Source organism: Streptomyces sp. NPDC002265 (genome assembly GCF_040296125.1).
Classification (GTDB): Bacteria; Actinomycetota; Actinomycetes; order Streptomycetales; family Streptomycetaceae; genus Streptomyces.
Map to the genome: position 1 here is coordinate 1 of NZ_JBEOWS010000264.1, position 14,198 is coordinate 14,198.

The following is a 14,198-nucleotide window of genomic DNA, read 5'->3' on the forward strand; positions in this document are numbered from 1 at the left end:
GGCCGCTGGGCGGCGGGGACGCTGCGCGCGGCCCGGAAAGCGGCCACCGCGGCGGCTTCTCCGGGCAGTTCGGTGCTGTTCGGCGCGGCTGCCGCCGTGGACAGTGCGCCGAGGGCCTCGGCGAGCTGTCCGGCCCGGTCCCGGGCCGTGGCGTCGACAGCGGGGGCCGGCGGCTCCCCGCGCAGCAAGCGCTCCGCCGTTTCGCGGTCCAGCCACCTGTACTGCTCGTCGGCCATCACATGTCCTTCTGCGTCCGCGCGCGTGGATGCGTCACACCGGCGGACGTCACCGCGCGGGCGCGCGGTTCTCGCTGGGACGGCAGGGCGTCGAGCCCGCCGGCCGATTCCGGATCGGAGCCGAGGAGTTCGGCGAGCCGCTTCAGACCGCGGTGCGCGGCCGTACGGACGGCCCCCGGCCGCTTGCCCAGCGTCTCGGCGGCGCTCTTGGCGTCGAGGCCCACGACCACCCGCAGGACGACCGCCTCGGCCTGGTCCTGCGGCAGCCGGGCGATGAGGGAGAAGGCGCGACCGGTGGCCAGGGCTTCCATGGCCTCGCCCGCGGTGTCGGACGCGGCGGCCTTCGCGGCCAGTTCGGTCTCGTCGCCGCCTATCGCGGGCCGGCGTCCGCGCATCCGTATGTGGTCCAGGGCCCGGTTGCGCGCTATCCGGGCGGCCCAGCCGCGGAAGCGGTCCGCGTCGCCGGTGAACCGCTCCAGGTCGCGGGCGATCTGGAGCCACGCCTCGGAGGCGACGTCCTCGGCGTCGAGGTCGCCGACCAGTGTCCTTACGTATCCGAGCAGCCGGGGGTGCACCGTGCGGTACACAGTCCGGAACGCGGTCTCGTCCCCGTCCTGCGCCGCAAGCACCGCGGCCGTCAGCTCCGCGTCGTCCCCCAGCACCGCGCCCCTTTTGCGCCTCGGCCGACACCGCTCTCGCGGGCCGGGTTCTCGCCGTCGTGGTTGCTCGATCGATGGCCGTCGATGGTTACGGTCACAGGCCCCGTGATGGTCAGGCAGTCCGCCGCTGTCAGCGGTACGGCGCGAAAGGCACGTTACGGCGTGAAACCGCTGCTCGTCCACGTCGGTAGAACATGCAACTAACTCGTGACTCAGTGGGTGTGACAGAAAACGCACTCTCGGCGCTGTAGGAGATACGGGCCGCCGCGCGGCCCGTGCCGCGCGACGGCCGGGGCCTCTCCTGTGGGGGGTGGCGGCCCCGGCCGTTGCCTTGGCGGCAGATCCGTGACCCCGGGCGGCTCGGTGCGCGTGGAAAGCGATTGCCCGCAGCAGTGGCTGCTCAGGGCCGTGACGGCCCAAGTCCGTGAGTCGTACGGGACGGTGACCGCTCAGCGCGGCGGCCGGGGCCGCCAGTCGTCCCGCCGCCTGGTCCGCGCCGGCGGTGCCGTCAGGTCGCGTACGGCGAGAAAGGCGGCGACGGCGCGCTTCTCCGACTCGGCGTCGGTCTCCTCCTCGCGCAGCGCGGCGGCCAGCAGTTCGGTCAGGCGGGCGGCCCGGCCGGACAGGACGTCGTCCCCCGGGGCGCCGCCCGTGCCGGCGCCCGTCCCCACATGGCTCATTCCGCCCCCTCACCGGTCGATCCGCCACCACGCCGCACGAACCCGCCCCGCGCCGCCTCGCACCCGCCCGCACCGGCTCGCGGATCCGTTCCCGCGCCGCCTCGCGCCGCCGTACGCCTTCGTCACCGCGCCCGCGCCGCCTTCGCCGGCGCGCTCCGCCCCGTAGTCCCCGCGCTCGTCCGGGTGTTCGCGGGGCGGCCCGCAGGATGCCCTCATGTCGACTCCCCCAGCGTCCGGGGCCCGTCATCCGTCACACCTGCGGACGCCGGTCCGTCCACGCCCAGTTCACGGGCGATCCGGCGCAGTCCGCGGTGTGCGGCGGTACGGACCGCGCCGGGGCGCTTGCCGAGGATCCGGGCGGCGGCCGGCGCGTCGAGACCGACGACGACCCGCAGCAGCACGGCCTCGGCCTGGTCGGGCGGCAGGGCGCGGATGAGGGCGAGGGCGCGCTCGGTGGAGAGGGACTCCAGGGCCTGGTCGTGGGTGCTGTACGGGCCCGGCAGATCCAGTACGTCCGGTTCGAGGGCCGCCGCCACGGGCCGTACCCGGCGCCGCCGCAGATGGTCGAGGGCCCGGTGCCGGGCGATGGTCGCGGTCCAGCCGCGGAACCCCGCCCCGTCCCCCGCGAACCTCCCGAGGTCGCGGGCGATCTCCAGCCACGCGTCGGCGGCCACGTCCTCGGCGTCGTCACCGACCAGTCCGCGCAGATATCCGAGCAGCCCCGGCTGCACGATCCGGTACGCCACCGCGAACGCGCTCTCGTCGCCCTGCTGGGCCAGCGCGACCGCCGCGCCCAGCTCCCCGTCGTACGCCTGCGCGCGCCGGGATTCGCCTCCCTGGCCCAAGACAGTCCTCGTCCATGCCGAGTCCATGGCCGCGGTCCACGGCCACCCCGTCTGCCGGAGCCGCCGTGTGAAGTGGCTCCACGGGCATCTGCGTCTGTCCTGGCGGAAGTGTCACAGCGCACCGGACGGCGGCCCCGGCGCCGGGCCGGCCCACGCCCGCGCTCGCACACCGCTCACCCGCTCACCCGCCCGCGCCGCGCTCCGCCGCCGCGTCCTGGCACAGCAGCCGCAGCGAACCCTGGCCCGCGAAACACCGGCGGGCCTCCTCGATCGGGTCCCACAGCCGGCCGTCCGGGGTGCGGATCAGGCACTCGCCGCCCGACACCCACCACTCCGCGCCGGTCTGGCGGACGATCACCTCGCCCGCGTACGCGCCGAAACCCCGCAGCACACCCTCCACGGCGGCGTACGGGGTGCCCTCGCGCCCGATCTCCTCGATCGTCCGGTCGACCCGCCACAGGCTCGGTGCCCCGTAGTCGAGACGCAGCCGCGCGCCCTCGCGCATGGCGCTCACCACGTCCGCCGCCCACCGCACCGGCCGGTTCGCCGCACGGGGTCTGGTCCCCCACGGTGCGGCGCCCGTCGTCACCTGGCTCGTCAGATAGCTCGTCACATCGAGAAGAGCGAGGTCAGCGGCCTTTTCGTCACCGGTTTCCGGGGCGATCGCGCAACCGGCGCAGGACCGCCGCACCTTCCCCGCACAACGCACACAGGATGCGCTCAGGAACGGGCCCTGACCCCCTGCGCGCCGCGTGCCCGCCGTGACACCACCGCGCGCAGCACCCGCCGCCCCTCCGTGGACACGTCCAGCGCCGGGCGCAGTCCGCCCGCGCCGTGTTCGGCGAGCAGTTCCAGGACGCTGATCTGGCGGCGCAGTTCGGCGGCGACGAGCGGCGGCACGCTCACCAGACAGCCCTCGGCGGGCGCCTCGCCCGCGCGGATGCGGTCGAGAGCGTCGTCCGGGGAGGCGTCCTCGACCGGATCGAGGATCCGGTGGATCTGCAGCGAGGCCACCGAGCAGGCGTCCGCCCACTGCCGCACCTCGGCGGTGGTCCGCCCGGCCGGGGCGGCGGCCAGCATCCGGTGGGCGAGGAGAGCGGCCTCGTTCCCCTCGGACTCCTCCGGCGCCACGAGCTTGCCGCGCACCTGTTCCAGCGACTCGCCCCAGTCGCCGCCGGAGCCTTCCGTCAGGCTGCCCCACAGCGGCCGCAGAACCTCGTCGTCACCGCCCAGCAGCGGCACACACCGATCCAAACAAGCCAGCCCGCTCGCGGTCAGCCCACGGTCGTCGGCCTGACCGATGAGGTCCACCAGGCTCATTCACGTCTCCCTTGTCGAGGCACCATTCCTTACGGAGCCCGCATATCCCCTTACTGCGTGCGACCGCCCCGGTGTGTCACAGGGGGCGGCCCGCCGATCCGGTCGAGCAGCGAAAAGCAGAGGGTTTTCAGCCAAAGGGACCACAGGAGCCACAGGAACACAAGGGGTCACTTAAAGATCACTGAGAATCACTGGACCTGGGAAGACCTCGGGAGCCGCCGGTCCCCGCGGCGGCGAACACCGGCCGGAGCGCGGCACCAGGACCCCCGGGCTCACCCCAGCCGGGTCGCCAGCGCCGTGAACTGCGTCCAGGTCAGGGCGGGGGTGCCCGGGTCCCACAGTTTCTGGACGGTCGCCCGCAGCGGCATCCGGACACCGGCCGCGACCTGGTCCTGGGTCTGGGAGTTCGCGAGGTCGCACCAGACCGCGAAGGAACCGCCGAGGATCTGGTCGTCGTACTTGGCCGGCACGGCCGCCGTCTTGCGCAGGACGCGCGGGTTCCACTGCTCGTAGATCCGCTTGCCCGTGGGGTAGACGAAGGTGTTCGGCTCGCCGAGCACGTAGTAGAGGAACTCGTCGTTGTAGTTGAGCACCTTGCGGCCCGCGGCCAGGTACTCCTCCGGCTGCCGGGCGCCGATCTCCTTGCCGGTCCAGTAGGCGACCTGGAGGTCCTTGGCGGGCTGCACGGACGTGTGGCGGAAGAAGCCGTCGTTCCAGACCCGCATCGTGCGGTCGTGGCGGCGGACGGTGTCGGCGCGGTCTCCGAGCCAGCCGGTGGTGAGGTCGGCGACGGTGCCGGAGGAGCCGTACGCCGCCCTGGCCGCGGTGGCGAGCTGCGGATAGGCGGCCTCCGGGTCCGACGCCGTCAGCGCCTGGTACTCGTCACCGCCGAGGTGCCACTGACCGCCGGGGAACAGGCCGGCGTACTCGCCGAGCAGATCGTCGACGAGGCCGGCGGAGTCGTCCTTCGCGATGTCGATCGCGCCGCGGGTGGCGACGCCCTGCGCGTTGCGCAGCTGGAGGTCGGGGTGGGCGGCGATGGCGGCACCCAGGTGGCCGGGCGAGTCGATCTCCGGCACGACCGTGATGTGCCGGCTCTGTGCGAGCGCGACGATCCGCGCGACCTCCGCCTTCGTCAGATGCTGCGCGGACACGATCTCGGGATGGGTCGCCGACTCGATCCGGAAGCCCTGGTCGTCGGAGAAGTGCAGCCCGAGCTCGTTGTACTTCAGGTCGCCCAGCTCGCGCACCCGGTCCTCGATCCAGGCCGCGGTGAAGTGCTTGCGCGCGATGTCCAGCATGAACCCGCGCCGGGGCTTGGCCGGCTCGTCGTGCACGACGCCCTCCGGGGCCGTACCGCCGCCGTGCACCTCCTGTTTGAGGGTGCGGGTGCCGTAGAAGACGCCCGCGTCGGCGGGCCCGCTGATGGTCACCCGGCCGCCGCGCACGGTCATGGCGTACGACTCCGGGTTCGCGCCCTCGTCGTCGTTCAGCGCCAGCCGTACGTCCCCGTCGCGCACGTCGTCCTTCTCGCCCCCGTACGTCATCCCCAGCTCGCCGGCGATCAGCCGCCCCTCGTCGGCCAGCTCGGGGTCGCTGACCACCACCCGGTAGCCGGACCGCGGCCGCCAGCCGGGGCCGCGCGCCGGGGTGTGGTCGCGCACCGCGGGGATGGTCTGCGGGGCCTGGGAGAGGGGATAGACCCGGGTGGACGACGGGCTGGGGGTCGCGGCCTGCCCGGCCGAGGAGGCGGCACCGGAGTCCCGGCCCGCGGGGGCCCCGTCGTCACCGAAGGCCCAGACTCCGAGCCCGGCGCCGAACGCGGTGACCGCGGCCCCGATCCACAGCGCCCGCCGGCCCGCCCTCTTCTTCGGCGCCCGGCGCCCGCGCCGGCCCGCGCCTTTCTGCTGACCCACGCCCTTCTGCGGCGCCCGGCGCCTGTGCTGACTCACCACGCCAACCTACGGCCACTCACAGGCCGCGGCTGTCCACCACACGTTCCGAAACTCTCCCGTGCGGGTGAAAACCGGGCATCCGCCGGGCATGAACCCGACCACTCTCGATACGGTGTCGTCACATCTCTCTCAGCATCCCCTGCCGACACACACGTGACGCGAGGACCCACGCTGCCTGCGCACCGCATTCCTCATCTCCCCGGCCGAGTGGCCATACCCACCGTCCCGGAACAGACCCGCACCGCGCCCTCCGCGCCTCTGCTGGAGGGGTTCAACACCGCGCCCGCCGACGACGCCCGCCGGCTGCTCCTGGACTGCCTGCGCAGCCTGCGCTGGGCCAGGCGCGTCGCCGACCACCGCCCCTATCCCGACCTGGAGTCGCTGCTGGCCGCCTGCGACGAGGCGGCGTACGACCTGACCCCGGGCGATCTCGCGGAGGCGCTGGCGAGCGAGACCCTGCCGACCCTGCCGTACGGGACCTACTCGGCAGCCCATACTGCACTGAGCGCGGCCCACGCGGCCTACGAGGCGCGCTTCGGACATGCGTTCGTCATCTGTCTGGACGAAGTGACCCGGGACGAAACCCCCGACCGTGTACTCGAAGGCATCCGGTCACGATTGACAAACGATCCGGAGGAAGAACGGGTCGTCACGGCGGAGGAACTTCGGAATCTGGCCAAGGGAAGGCTGGCCGCCCGCCTCCGGGGCGCGAGGAACCCAGCACTCGGTACAAACCGTGCCATATCCGGTGAATAGGACATGATTCCCCGTCATGACGCGCCCGCCGATAGCCCGTACGTGCCCCTTTGCGTGCCAGTTTGATCACACCGGCAGGCCCCGTGTAAGCGCCACGCGCACACGTCGCTACGATGCTGGGGGCCGGTGGACCGTACCCGGCCGGGCCCGACCGACACCGAAGCCGGCGCGGCCCTAGTCCCCGCTCCCGGAGGGTTCTTCCGTGCCGGCTGGAACGCTGTACCGCGGCCGGGAAGGAATGTGGTCCTGGGTGGCTCATCGAGTCACCGGCGTCCTCATCTTCTTCTTCCTGTTCGTTCACGTGCTGGACACCGCTCTCGTTCGCGTGTCCCCCGAGGACTACGACAAGGTCGTAGCCACGTACAAGACCCCGATCGTCGGGCTGCTGGAGTATGGCCTCGTCGCCGCCATCCTCTTCCACGCGCTCAACGGCCTGCGCGTCATCGCCGTCGACTTCTGGTCGAAGGGCCCGCGCTACCAGAAGCAGATGCTCTGGTCCGTCGTCGGCATCTGGGTCGTGCTGATGATCGGGGCGATCTACCCCGTCCTCGGCCACGCCGCTCGTGAACTGTTCGGGAGCTGACGTCGATGTCCACTGCTGAAACCACCGCTTCCGGGATCGGCCCCGTCGAGGGCGCTCCCCTCTTCGGCGTCGACAACCCGGCGCCCCTCATCGAGGCCCCCCGGGCCCGCACCAAGAAGACCCCGAAGTCCACGCGCGGCAACTTCGAGATGTACGGCTGGCTGTTCATGCGCCTGTCCGGCATCGTGCTGGTCGTCCTGGTCCTGGGCCACCTGCTCATCCAGCTCGTGCTGGACGGCGGCGTCTCCAAGATCGGCTTCGCCTTCGTGGCCGGCCGCTGGGCCTCGCCGTTCTGGCAGGTCTGGGACCTGCTGATGCTGTGGCTCGCCATGCTCCACGGCGCCAACGGCCTGCGCACGGTCATCAACGACTACGCGGAGCGCGCGAACACCCGGCTGTGGCTCAAGGGCCTGCTCTACACCGCCACGGTGTTCACCATCCTGCTGGGCACGCTGGTGATCTTCACCTTCGACCCGAACATCCGCTAGGCACGGGGCTGAGGCAACCACCATGAAGATCCACAAGTACGACACCGTCATCGTCGGCGCAGGCGGCGCCGGCATGCGCGCCGCCATCGAGTCGACGAAGCGCAGCCGCACCGCCGTGCTGACCAAGCTCTACCCCACCCGCTCCCACACGGGCGCCGCGCAGGGCGGCATGGCCGCCGCGCTGGCCAACGTGGAGGAGGACAACTGGGAGTGGCACACCTTCGACACGGTCAAGGGCGGTGACTACCTGGTCGACCAGGACGCCGCCGAGATCCTGGCGAAGGAGGCCATCGACTCCGTCCTCGACCTGGAGAAGATGGGCCTGCCGTTCAACCGGACCCCGGACGGCACCATCGACCAGCGCCGCTTCGGCGGTCACAGCCGCAACCACGGCGAGGCCCCGGTCCGCCGGTCCTGCTACGCGGCCGACCGCACCGGCCACATGATCCTCCAGACGCTGTACCAGAACTGCGTGAAGGAGGGCGTGGAGTTCTTCAACGAGTTCTACGTCCTCGACCAGCTGATCACCGAGGTCGACGGCGTCAAGAAGTCCGCCGGCGTGGTCGCGTACGAGCTGGCCACCGGCGAGATCCACATCTTCCAGGCGAAGGCCGTGATCTACGCGTCCGGCGGCACCGGCAAGTTCTTCAAGGTGACCTCCAACGCGCACACCCTGACCGGTGACGGCCAGGCGGCCGTCTACCGCCGCGGTCTGCCGCTGGAGGACATGGAGTTCTTCCAGTTCCACCCGACCGGCATCTGGCGCATGGGCATCCTGCTGACGGAGGGCGCCCGCGGTGAGGGCGGCATCCTGCGCAACAAGGACGGCGAGCGCTTCATGGAGAAGTACGCGCCGGTCATGAAGGACCTCGCGTCCCGTGACGTCGTCTCGCGCTCCATCTACACGGAGATCCGGGAGGGCCGCGGCTGCGGTCCCGAGGGCGACCACGTCTACCTCGACCTCACCCACCTCCCGCCGGAGCAGCTCGACGCCAAGCTGCCCGACATCACCGAGTTCGCGCGCACCTACCTCGGTATCGAGCCCTACACGGACCCGATCCCGATCCAGCCCACCGCGCACTACGCCATGGGCGGCATCCCGACCAACGTCGAGGGTGAGGTCCTGTCGGACAACACCACCGTCGTCCCGGGCCTGTACGCGGCCGGCGAGGTCGCCTGCGTCTCGGTGCACGGCGCGAACCGCCTCGGCACGAACTCCCTGCTCGACATCAACGTGTTCGGCCGCAGGGCGGGCATCGCGGCGGCGGAGTACAGCCAGAAGGCGGACTTCGTCGAGCTCCCGGAGAACCCGGAGGCGCTGGTCGTCGCCCAGATCGAGCGGCTGCGCACCTCCACGGGCACCGAGCGGGTGGCGACGCTGCGCCGCGAGCTCCAGGAGACCATGGACGCCAACGTCATGGTGTTCCGCACCGAGCAGACGATCAAGACGGCGGTCGAGAAGATCGCCGAGCTGCGCGAGCGCTACCGGAACGTGTCGATCCAGGACAAGGGCAAGCGGTTCAACACCGACCTGCTGGAGGCCGTCGAGCTGGGCAACCTGCTCGACCTGGCCGAGGTCATGGCCGTCTCCGCGCTCGCCCGCAAGGAGTCCCGCGGCGGTCACTACCGCGAGGACTACCCGAACCGCGACGACGTCAACTTCATGCGCCACACCATGGCGTACCGCGAGGTGGGCGACGACGGCTCCGAGTCGATCCGTCTCGACTACAAGCCGGTCGTCCAGACCCGCTACCAGCCGATGGAGCGTAAGTACTGATGGCAACCCCCGTTCTGGACAAGGTCGAGGCGGAGTCCGCCGCCTCCCCCTACATCACGGTCACCTTCCGGATCCGCCGCTTCAACCCGGAGATCTCGGCGGAGTCGACCTGGGAAGACTTCCAGCTGGAGATCGACCCCAAGGAGCGGGTCCTCGACGGCCTCCACAAGATCAAGTGGGACGTCGACGGCACCCTCACCTTCCGCCGCTCCTGCGCCCACGGCATCTGCGGCTCGGACGCCATGCGGATCAACGGCAAGAACCGTCTGGCCTGCAAGACGCTGATCAAGGACCTCAACCCCGAGAAGCCGATCACGGTCGAGCCCATCAAGGGCCTGACGGTCCTCAAGGACCTGGTCGTCGACATGGAGCCGTTCTTCCAGGCGTACCGCGACGTCATGCCCTTCCTCATCACGAAGGACACGAACGAGCCGACCCGCGAGCGTCTGCAGACGGCCGAGGACCGTGAGCGCTTCGACGACACCACGAAGTGCATCCTGTGCGCGGCCTGCACCTCGTCGTGCCCGGTCTTCTGGAACGACGGCCAGTACTTCGGTCCGGCGGCCATCGTCAACGCCCACCGCTTCATCTTCGACTCGCGTGACGAGGCCGGCGAGCAGCGGCTGGAGATCCTCAACGACCGCGACGGCGTGTGGCGCTGCCGTACGACCTTCAACTGCACGGACGCCTGCCCGCGCGGTATCGAGGTCACCAAGGCGATCCAGGAAGTGAAGCGGGCGCTGATCACCCGCCGCTTCTGATCTTCCCGTCACCTCCTCGGGGCCCTGTTTCCGTCACTTCGGAAGCAGGGCCCCGAGGCGTTCTCAGAGCTGGCTGAGGATCGTGGGATCGGTGATCGCCAGATCGTCCGCCAGCAGCATCGCCTTGCTGAGGATCACCGCCAGCATCCGGTCGCCCTCGAACGGCAGGTAGCCGGCCTGAGGTTCGCCCGCGCCGGACTTCGCGACGATGCACAGATACCGGTCGTCCGGGCTCATCAGGATGTTTCCCGAGCCCAGGTGGATCCGGTACGTGTGACGCTCGCCCTTCACATGGAGAAAGCGCCCCTCCAGGGTGCAGCGGTCGGCTATCGCGAGTCGGGGGACCAGCCGTTCCAGGAGCGCGCGGCGGGTCTGCGCGGTCTCCGTCAGGTCGCCGAAGCCGTACGACGTCCAGTACTCCTGGAAGCGGCCTCCGGGGCCGCCGTCCTGCCAGGCCGGGTCGTTGCCGACGCTCGCGACCCCCACGAACAGATCGACGTCGCGTAGGACCTCGGACAGGACCAGGGGCGGGATCTCGGCGAGGGGCAGGGGCTCGACCGGGTTCTCGTCGGGGCCCAGCCACATGCGGTACTCGCCGCCGCAGCAGTGCGCCGAGTTCTCGGGGGCGTCGATCGGGTAGAAACGCACCTGGTCGGTGCGCAGCCGCAGATAGCTGCCGGACTCGGTGGTGTCGTCGCCGTACTCGCCGTCGCCCTCGATCCAGTACTCGGCGCGCAGGCCCCACTGGGGCAGTTCCCGGGTGGCCGGTGGCGCCTCGTCGTCCACGCAGAGGCGGAGCCTGTTGCGCCAGCCCCTGATCGCGGCCAGGGAGTGGAACTGGTGCTGGCGCACGAAGTGGGCGGCGAAGCGGTTGGAGTAGGTGCCCGTGGCGCGCTCGGCGTCGGTGAGCAGGTACACCTCGCGGTGGGCCTGCTTGAAGGGCTGGGTGATCTCGTGCCTCTCCAGCCAGTCCCGCCAGGCGACGACCTCGGCGGGCTCCCGGCCGACCGGGTGCCACAGGGCGACCTCCGCGCCGCCGGTGACCGGATCGTCGGTGAGGGTGCGCAGTTCGCCGTCCGCGAAGCCGACCGGGGTGCCGTCGACGGTCCACAGCAGCCGGCGGGCCAGGGTGCCGACGAGCGGGTGGTCGAGGTAGCGTTCGCGCCAGGTGCCGTACGCCCAGGTGCGCCGGGCGAGGAGCTGCCGGTCCAGGCGCTCGGCCTGCGCCGACAGCATCTTGTCGATGTCCCTGACCGCGGCCTTCAGCTCCCCGAGCTCGTCGGCGTGCTCGCGCCGCACGGCCGCGGGCACACTCTTGACGGCCTTTCCGGCGGCGTTGCGCCAGGTCAGTACGGCACGGGTGCCCTGGACCTCGACGAGCGCGGTGGTCTCGCCGAGGACGCGCCGGGTGTGCCCGACCTCGTCGAGCCCGTAGGACGGGACGGCGAGCTCCTCGATCTCCTCGCGGCTGAGCCCGAGGGCGGCGGCCCGCGCCTCCAGGGCGCCGTCGACGAGCTTCGCCGTGGCCTTGTACGTCACCCGGGTGGCCAGCCGGGCCAGTTCGGCGAGGGCGGCCTCGCTCTCGACGCGGGACAGCGCGAGCACCCCGGCGTTGGCGACCTTCGGGTTGCGCGGGCCGACTCCGGCGACCTTCTTCAGGGAGGTCTCGACGAGCGCGCCGAGGGCCCGGGCGGTGTCCGGGTGGGGCGGCAGGAGGGAGACCAGCCAGGCGAGGCCGCGCAGGGCGTTGGCGTTGTAGGGGTCGTAGACGTCGTTCAGGTCCGACCCGTAAGCGTGGCCGGACAGCGGGAAGGTCCGGGGGCGGCCGGCGAGGGCGAGCCAGGGCAGCGCGGTGTCGCGGACCCGGTCGGCGCCGAGGGCCTCGACGAGGGCGCGGGCCCGCTGGTCCCACCTGGCGGAGGGCTTGGCCGCGGTGGCGGTCGTCAGGTGGGCCAGCAGAGCCTGCCAGTCGGGGCCGGTGCCGTCCCGCAGGGCCCGCTCGGCCCATTCCTCGCCGACGTTGAGGGCGGGCTCCGTGAGCTGCTTCGCCAGGTCCCTCGCGTCCGAGACGCGGTAGGTGTCCATGGCGGTGCGGCGGATCACCGCGACGACGGCAGGGGCCAGCGGGCGGCCTGCCGCCAGCTCGACCTCGACGAGCCCGGCCAGCCGCTCGTACCAGAGGGTGTACCGCGTGCCGAGTTCGTCGAGCTGCCTCAGCCGCTCCACGGCGAGCCGGTCGCCGGGCAGGCCCCGGGAGACGACGCCGAGCAGGGTGAGCGCGTTGGTCCGGGCGTCCGACTCCTCGCCGACCGTGGGGTAGCGCTTCACCAGCGCGTCGGCGAGCCGGGTCCGCTGCTCGGCGGGCAGCTCCTTCAGCAGGTCCAGGACCGCGGTCCAGCCGGCGCCCCAGTGGCCGTTGTAGGCCACGGCGGCCTTGAGGGCCTCGGTGGCGAGCTCCCCCATGTTGCCCTCGTCCGCCCACGCGCGGATCCGCTGCAGATGTGAGCGGGCCATCGTCATCCCCCCACCAGTGCGACGAGCTTGAGGAAGGTGACCTCGGTGCCCAGGAGCAGGTCGATCTCCTCGTCGAGGTCCGTCACCTGACGGTCTCCCACGAGCACCAGGAAGCCGTTGCCCGCGAACGCCTTGAGCGCCAGCGCGGTCTGCGCCTCCGGGTCTATCCGGCGGGGGGTGCGCAGCGCGTAGCCGTTCAGCACGCGCTCGGTGTCCTCGGGCTGCACGAGCCCCTGGAACACCCCCGGCGTCCGCGCGTTGTACTCGGCGACCTCCTGGAAGACCCGCCGCCGGATCAGCTCGCGCAACGCGAGCCGCTCCTCGGCGATCTCGATCCCCCAGCCGGCGCCCCGGTCCCCACTGGTCGTCTCGTCGACGAACGTCACCATTCCCATGCCGAAGACAGTACGAGCCGCCACTGACAACCGGCCTCCGGCCCGGATCCGCGGGCCCACCGAGGCGGTCCGGGACGGGCCGGGCGGGAGCGGACGGTGCTTCACCTCAACGGGTGATCACATGTTCGGCCCGCGGTCAGCCCCTCCGCACCCCATCCGGCCCGCCCCTAATCTGACGGAATGTCAGACGATGCGTCATGCGAACTCCTCGGACTCGACAACGTACTGCTGCCCGTCGGGGATCTCGGCGAGGCCGTGGGCTTCTACGAGCGCGCCGGACTCCCGGCGGCCTTCCGGCTCGACGACGCCGGGATCGCACTGCTGAAGGCGGGCAAGGAGACCCCGGGCGTACTGCTGCGGCTGGACGAGGCGCTGAGCCACCGGCCGCCGCCGTGGGCGTCGCCGCGGCTGTGGCTGGAGGTGCCGGACGCCCGGTCGGCCGCCCGCTCGCTGGCCGCCGCCGGCATCACCCCCCTGGAGGAGCCCTTCTCCACCGCCACCGGCTGGACCGTCGAGTTCGCGGACCCCTGGGGCAACGTCATCGGCCTGACGGACTACACCAAGCGCCCCGAACTGGCCCGCAGGGCAGGGCGGTAGACCGGTCGTCAGGCAGACCCGGGATGTGACTTGAACATGTTCAAAAGGAGGTCTACATTCATCCCCGACAGCGTTTTGAACACGTTCAAGAAGGCGTGTTCAAGGAGACGTGTTCAAGAAGGGGAGGGGACGGACATGGATCTCACGGTCGTGGCGTACGTCATCTATCTGGTGGTCAGCATCGCGCTGACGATCTGGGTGGCGCGCACGCTCAGCCGCAACGGGCGGATCTTCCTGGCGGACGTGCTGCACGGGAACGAGAAGCTCGCGGACGCCGTCAACCATCTGCTGGTGGTCGGCTTCTACCTGGTCAACCTCGGCTTCGTCGCGCTGTACCTGAGCGGCGACGACGACATCGCCGACACCCGCGGGGTCTTCGAGGCCCTGTCGACGAAGCTGGGCGTGGTGCTGCTGGTGCTCGGCGTGATGCACCTGGGCAACGTGTACGTGCTCAACCGGATCCGGCGGCGCGGGGTGATGGAGCGGGAGCAGGTGCCGCCGGTCGCACCGCAGGGCTGGGTCGCCCCCACCACCGGGGCGTGAGCGGCATGACGGCCGTCACCGCGGACCGGGACGCCCCCCGCGGCCCGGTACGCCGGCGCACCGGGCAGTACGACGCCGGGTGCGCCAGG

At 71.4% G+C, this 14,198-nt stretch carries 15 protein-coding genes and 1 pseudogene; 7 read left to right on the forward strand and 9 right to left on the reverse strand.

Going from position 1 to position 14,198, the window contains the following annotated elements; all coding sequences use genetic code 11:
* From ABT085_RS33535 to ABT085_RS33565, 7 genes and pseudogenes are all read right to left on the reverse strand, one after another.
* Positions 1–236 (reverse strand): annotated as a pseudogene (locus tag ABT085_RS33535) (hypothetical protein); the annotation flags it as partial.
* Positions 236–898 carry an RNA polymerase sigma factor gene (locus ABT085_RS33540; protein ID WP_351616588.1) on the reverse strand — a complete coding sequence of 221 codons (663 nt, stop codon included), beginning with the start codon at positions 896–898 and terminating at the stop codon, positions 236–238. The pseudogene ABT085_RS33535 and the gene ABT085_RS33540, both read right to left, overlap by 1 nt.
* 446 nt (positions 899–1,344) lie before the next feature.
* Positions 1,345–1,575 carry a hypothetical protein gene (locus tag ABT085_RS33545; protein WP_351616591.1) on the reverse strand — a complete coding sequence of 77 codons (231 nt, stop codon included), beginning with the start codon at positions 1,573–1,575 and terminating at the stop codon, positions 1,345–1,347.
* 212 nt (positions 1,576–1,787) lie between these two features.
* A complete protein-coding gene (locus ABT085_RS33550; protein WP_351616593.1) occupies positions 1,788–2,420 on the reverse strand; it encodes an RNA polymerase sigma factor in 633 nt (210 codons plus the stop codon).
* A gap of 181 nt (positions 2,421–2,601) precedes the next feature.
* The gene (locus ABT085_RS33555; RefSeq protein WP_351616595.1) at positions 2,602–3,033 is read right to left on the reverse strand and encodes a hypothetical protein; all 432 of its coding nucleotides are present in this window, start codon (positions 3,031–3,033) and stop codon (positions 2,602–2,604) included.
* Between the two features lie 107 nt (positions 3,034–3,140).
* The gene (locus ABT085_RS33560; protein WP_351616598.1) at positions 3,141–3,740 is read right to left on the reverse strand and encodes a hypothetical protein; all 600 of its coding nucleotides are present in this window, start codon (positions 3,738–3,740) and stop codon (positions 3,141–3,143) included.
* 272 nt (positions 3,741–4,012) lie between these two features.
* Complete coding sequence (locus tag ABT085_RS33565) at positions 4,013–5,692, reverse strand: beta-N-acetylhexosaminidase (RefSeq protein ID WP_502982863.1); 1,680 nt, start codon at positions 5,690–5,692, stop codon at positions 4,013–4,015.
* A gap of 156 nt (positions 5,693–5,848) precedes the next feature.
* Here ABT085_RS33565 and ABT085_RS33570 point away from each other — a divergent pair, with 156 nt between their 5' ends.
* The 5 genes from ABT085_RS33570 to ABT085_RS33590 all read left to right on the forward strand — a co-directional run bounded on the left by ABT085_RS33570 (position 5,849) and on the right by ABT085_RS33590 (position 10,060).
* Positions 5,849–6,451: a 2-oxo-4-hydroxy-4-carboxy-5-ureidoimidazoline decarboxylase gene (locus ABT085_RS33570; protein WP_351616601.1), complete on the forward strand. Its 603-nt coding sequence runs from the start codon at positions 5,849–5,851 to the stop codon at positions 6,449–6,451.
* Positions 6,452–6,653: 202 nt separating this feature from the next.
* A complete protein-coding gene (gene sdhC / locus ABT085_RS33575; RefSeq protein WP_133043130.1) occupies positions 6,654–7,034 on the forward strand; it encodes a succinate dehydrogenase, cytochrome b556 subunit in 381 nt (126 codons plus the stop codon).
* A gap of 5 nt (positions 7,035–7,039) precedes the next feature.
* Positions 7,040–7,522 carry a succinate dehydrogenase hydrophobic membrane anchor subunit gene (locus ABT085_RS33580; RefSeq protein WP_351616605.1) on the forward strand — a complete coding sequence of 161 codons (483 nt, stop codon included), beginning with the start codon at positions 7,040–7,042 and terminating at the stop codon, positions 7,520–7,522.
* A 22-nt stretch (positions 7,523–7,544) separates the two neighbouring features.
* Positions 7,545–9,299, forward strand: a complete 1,755-nt coding sequence (gene sdhA, locus ABT085_RS33585; RefSeq protein WP_351616608.1) for a succinate dehydrogenase flavoprotein subunit — start codon at positions 7,545–7,547, stop codon at positions 9,297–9,299.
* Positions 9,299–10,060 carry a succinate dehydrogenase iron-sulfur subunit gene (locus ABT085_RS33590; RefSeq protein ID WP_351616611.1) on the forward strand — a complete coding sequence of 254 codons (762 nt, stop codon included), beginning with the start codon at positions 9,299–9,301 and terminating at the stop codon, positions 10,058–10,060. Before sdhA ends, ABT085_RS33590 begins: the two co-directional genes overlap by 1 nt.
* Positions 10,061–10,123: 63 nt before the next feature.
* Here the strand turns inward: ABT085_RS33590 and ABT085_RS33595 are convergent, their stop codons facing one another.
* Both ABT085_RS33595 and ABT085_RS33600 read right to left on the reverse strand, forming a co-directional pair.
* Positions 10,124–12,574 (reverse strand): DUF4132 domain-containing protein, encoded by a 2,451-nt coding sequence (locus tag ABT085_RS33595; RefSeq protein ID WP_502982864.1) that lies wholly within the window; start codon positions 12,572–12,574, stop codon positions 10,124–10,126.
* 2 nt (positions 12,575–12,576) lie between these two features.
* A complete protein-coding gene (locus tag ABT085_RS33600) occupies positions 12,577–12,969 on the reverse strand; it encodes a hypothetical protein (protein ID WP_351616617.1) in 393 nt (130 codons plus the stop codon).
* 180 nt (positions 12,970–13,149) lie between these two features.
* Here ABT085_RS33600 and ABT085_RS33605 point away from each other — a divergent pair, with 180 nt between their 5' ends.
* Both ABT085_RS33605 and ABT085_RS33610 read left to right on the forward strand, forming a co-directional pair.
* Positions 13,150–13,566: a VOC family protein gene (locus ABT085_RS33605; RefSeq protein ID WP_351616620.1), complete on the forward strand. Its 417-nt coding sequence runs from the start codon at positions 13,150–13,152 to the stop codon at positions 13,564–13,566.
* A 135-nt stretch (positions 13,567–13,701) separates the two neighbouring features.
* Positions 13,702–14,109, forward strand: coding sequence for a hypothetical protein (locus tag ABT085_RS33610; protein WP_351616623.1), 408 nt, complete (start codon positions 13,702–13,704; stop codon positions 14,107–14,109).
* Positions 14,110–14,198 lie beyond the last annotated feature (89 nt).

Bases quoted from the DNA above. Each gene is read 5' to 3' on its own strand.
- ABT085_RS33580 (WP_351616605.1), top strand. From the start codon at position 7,040: ATGTCCACTGCTGAAACCACCGCTTCCGGGATCGGCCCCGTCGAGGGC.
- ABT085_RS33560 (WP_351616598.1), bottom strand. From the start codon at position 3,740: ATGAGCCTGGTGGACCTCATCGGTCAGGCCGACGACCGTGGGCTGACC.
- ABT085_RS33605 (WP_351616620.1), top strand. From the start codon at position 13,150: ATGTCAGACGATGCGTCATGCGAACTCCTCGGACTCGACAACGTACTG.
- ABT085_RS33590 (WP_351616611.1), top strand. From the start codon at position 9,299: ATGGCAACCCCCGTTCTGGACAAGGTCGAGGCGGAGTCCGCCGCCTCC.
- ABT085_RS33610 (WP_351616623.1), top strand. From the start codon at position 13,702: ATGGATCTCACGGTCGTGGCGTACGTCATCTATCTGGTGGTCAGCATC.
- sdhA (WP_351616608.1), top strand. From the start codon at position 7,545: ATGAAGATCCACAAGTACGACACCGTCATCGTCGGCGCAGGCGGCGCC.
- ABT085_RS33595 (WP_502982864.1), bottom strand. From the start codon at position 12,574: ATGGCCCGCTCACATCTGCAGCGGATCCGCGCGTGGGCGGACGAGGGC.
- ABT085_RS33545 (WP_351616591.1), bottom strand. From the start codon at position 1,575: ATGAGCCATGTGGGGACGGGCGCCGGCACGGGCGGCGCCCCGGGGGAC.
- ABT085_RS33600 (WP_351616617.1), bottom strand. From the start codon at position 12,969: ATGGGAATGGTGACGTTCGTCGACGAGACGACCAGTGGGGACCGGGGC.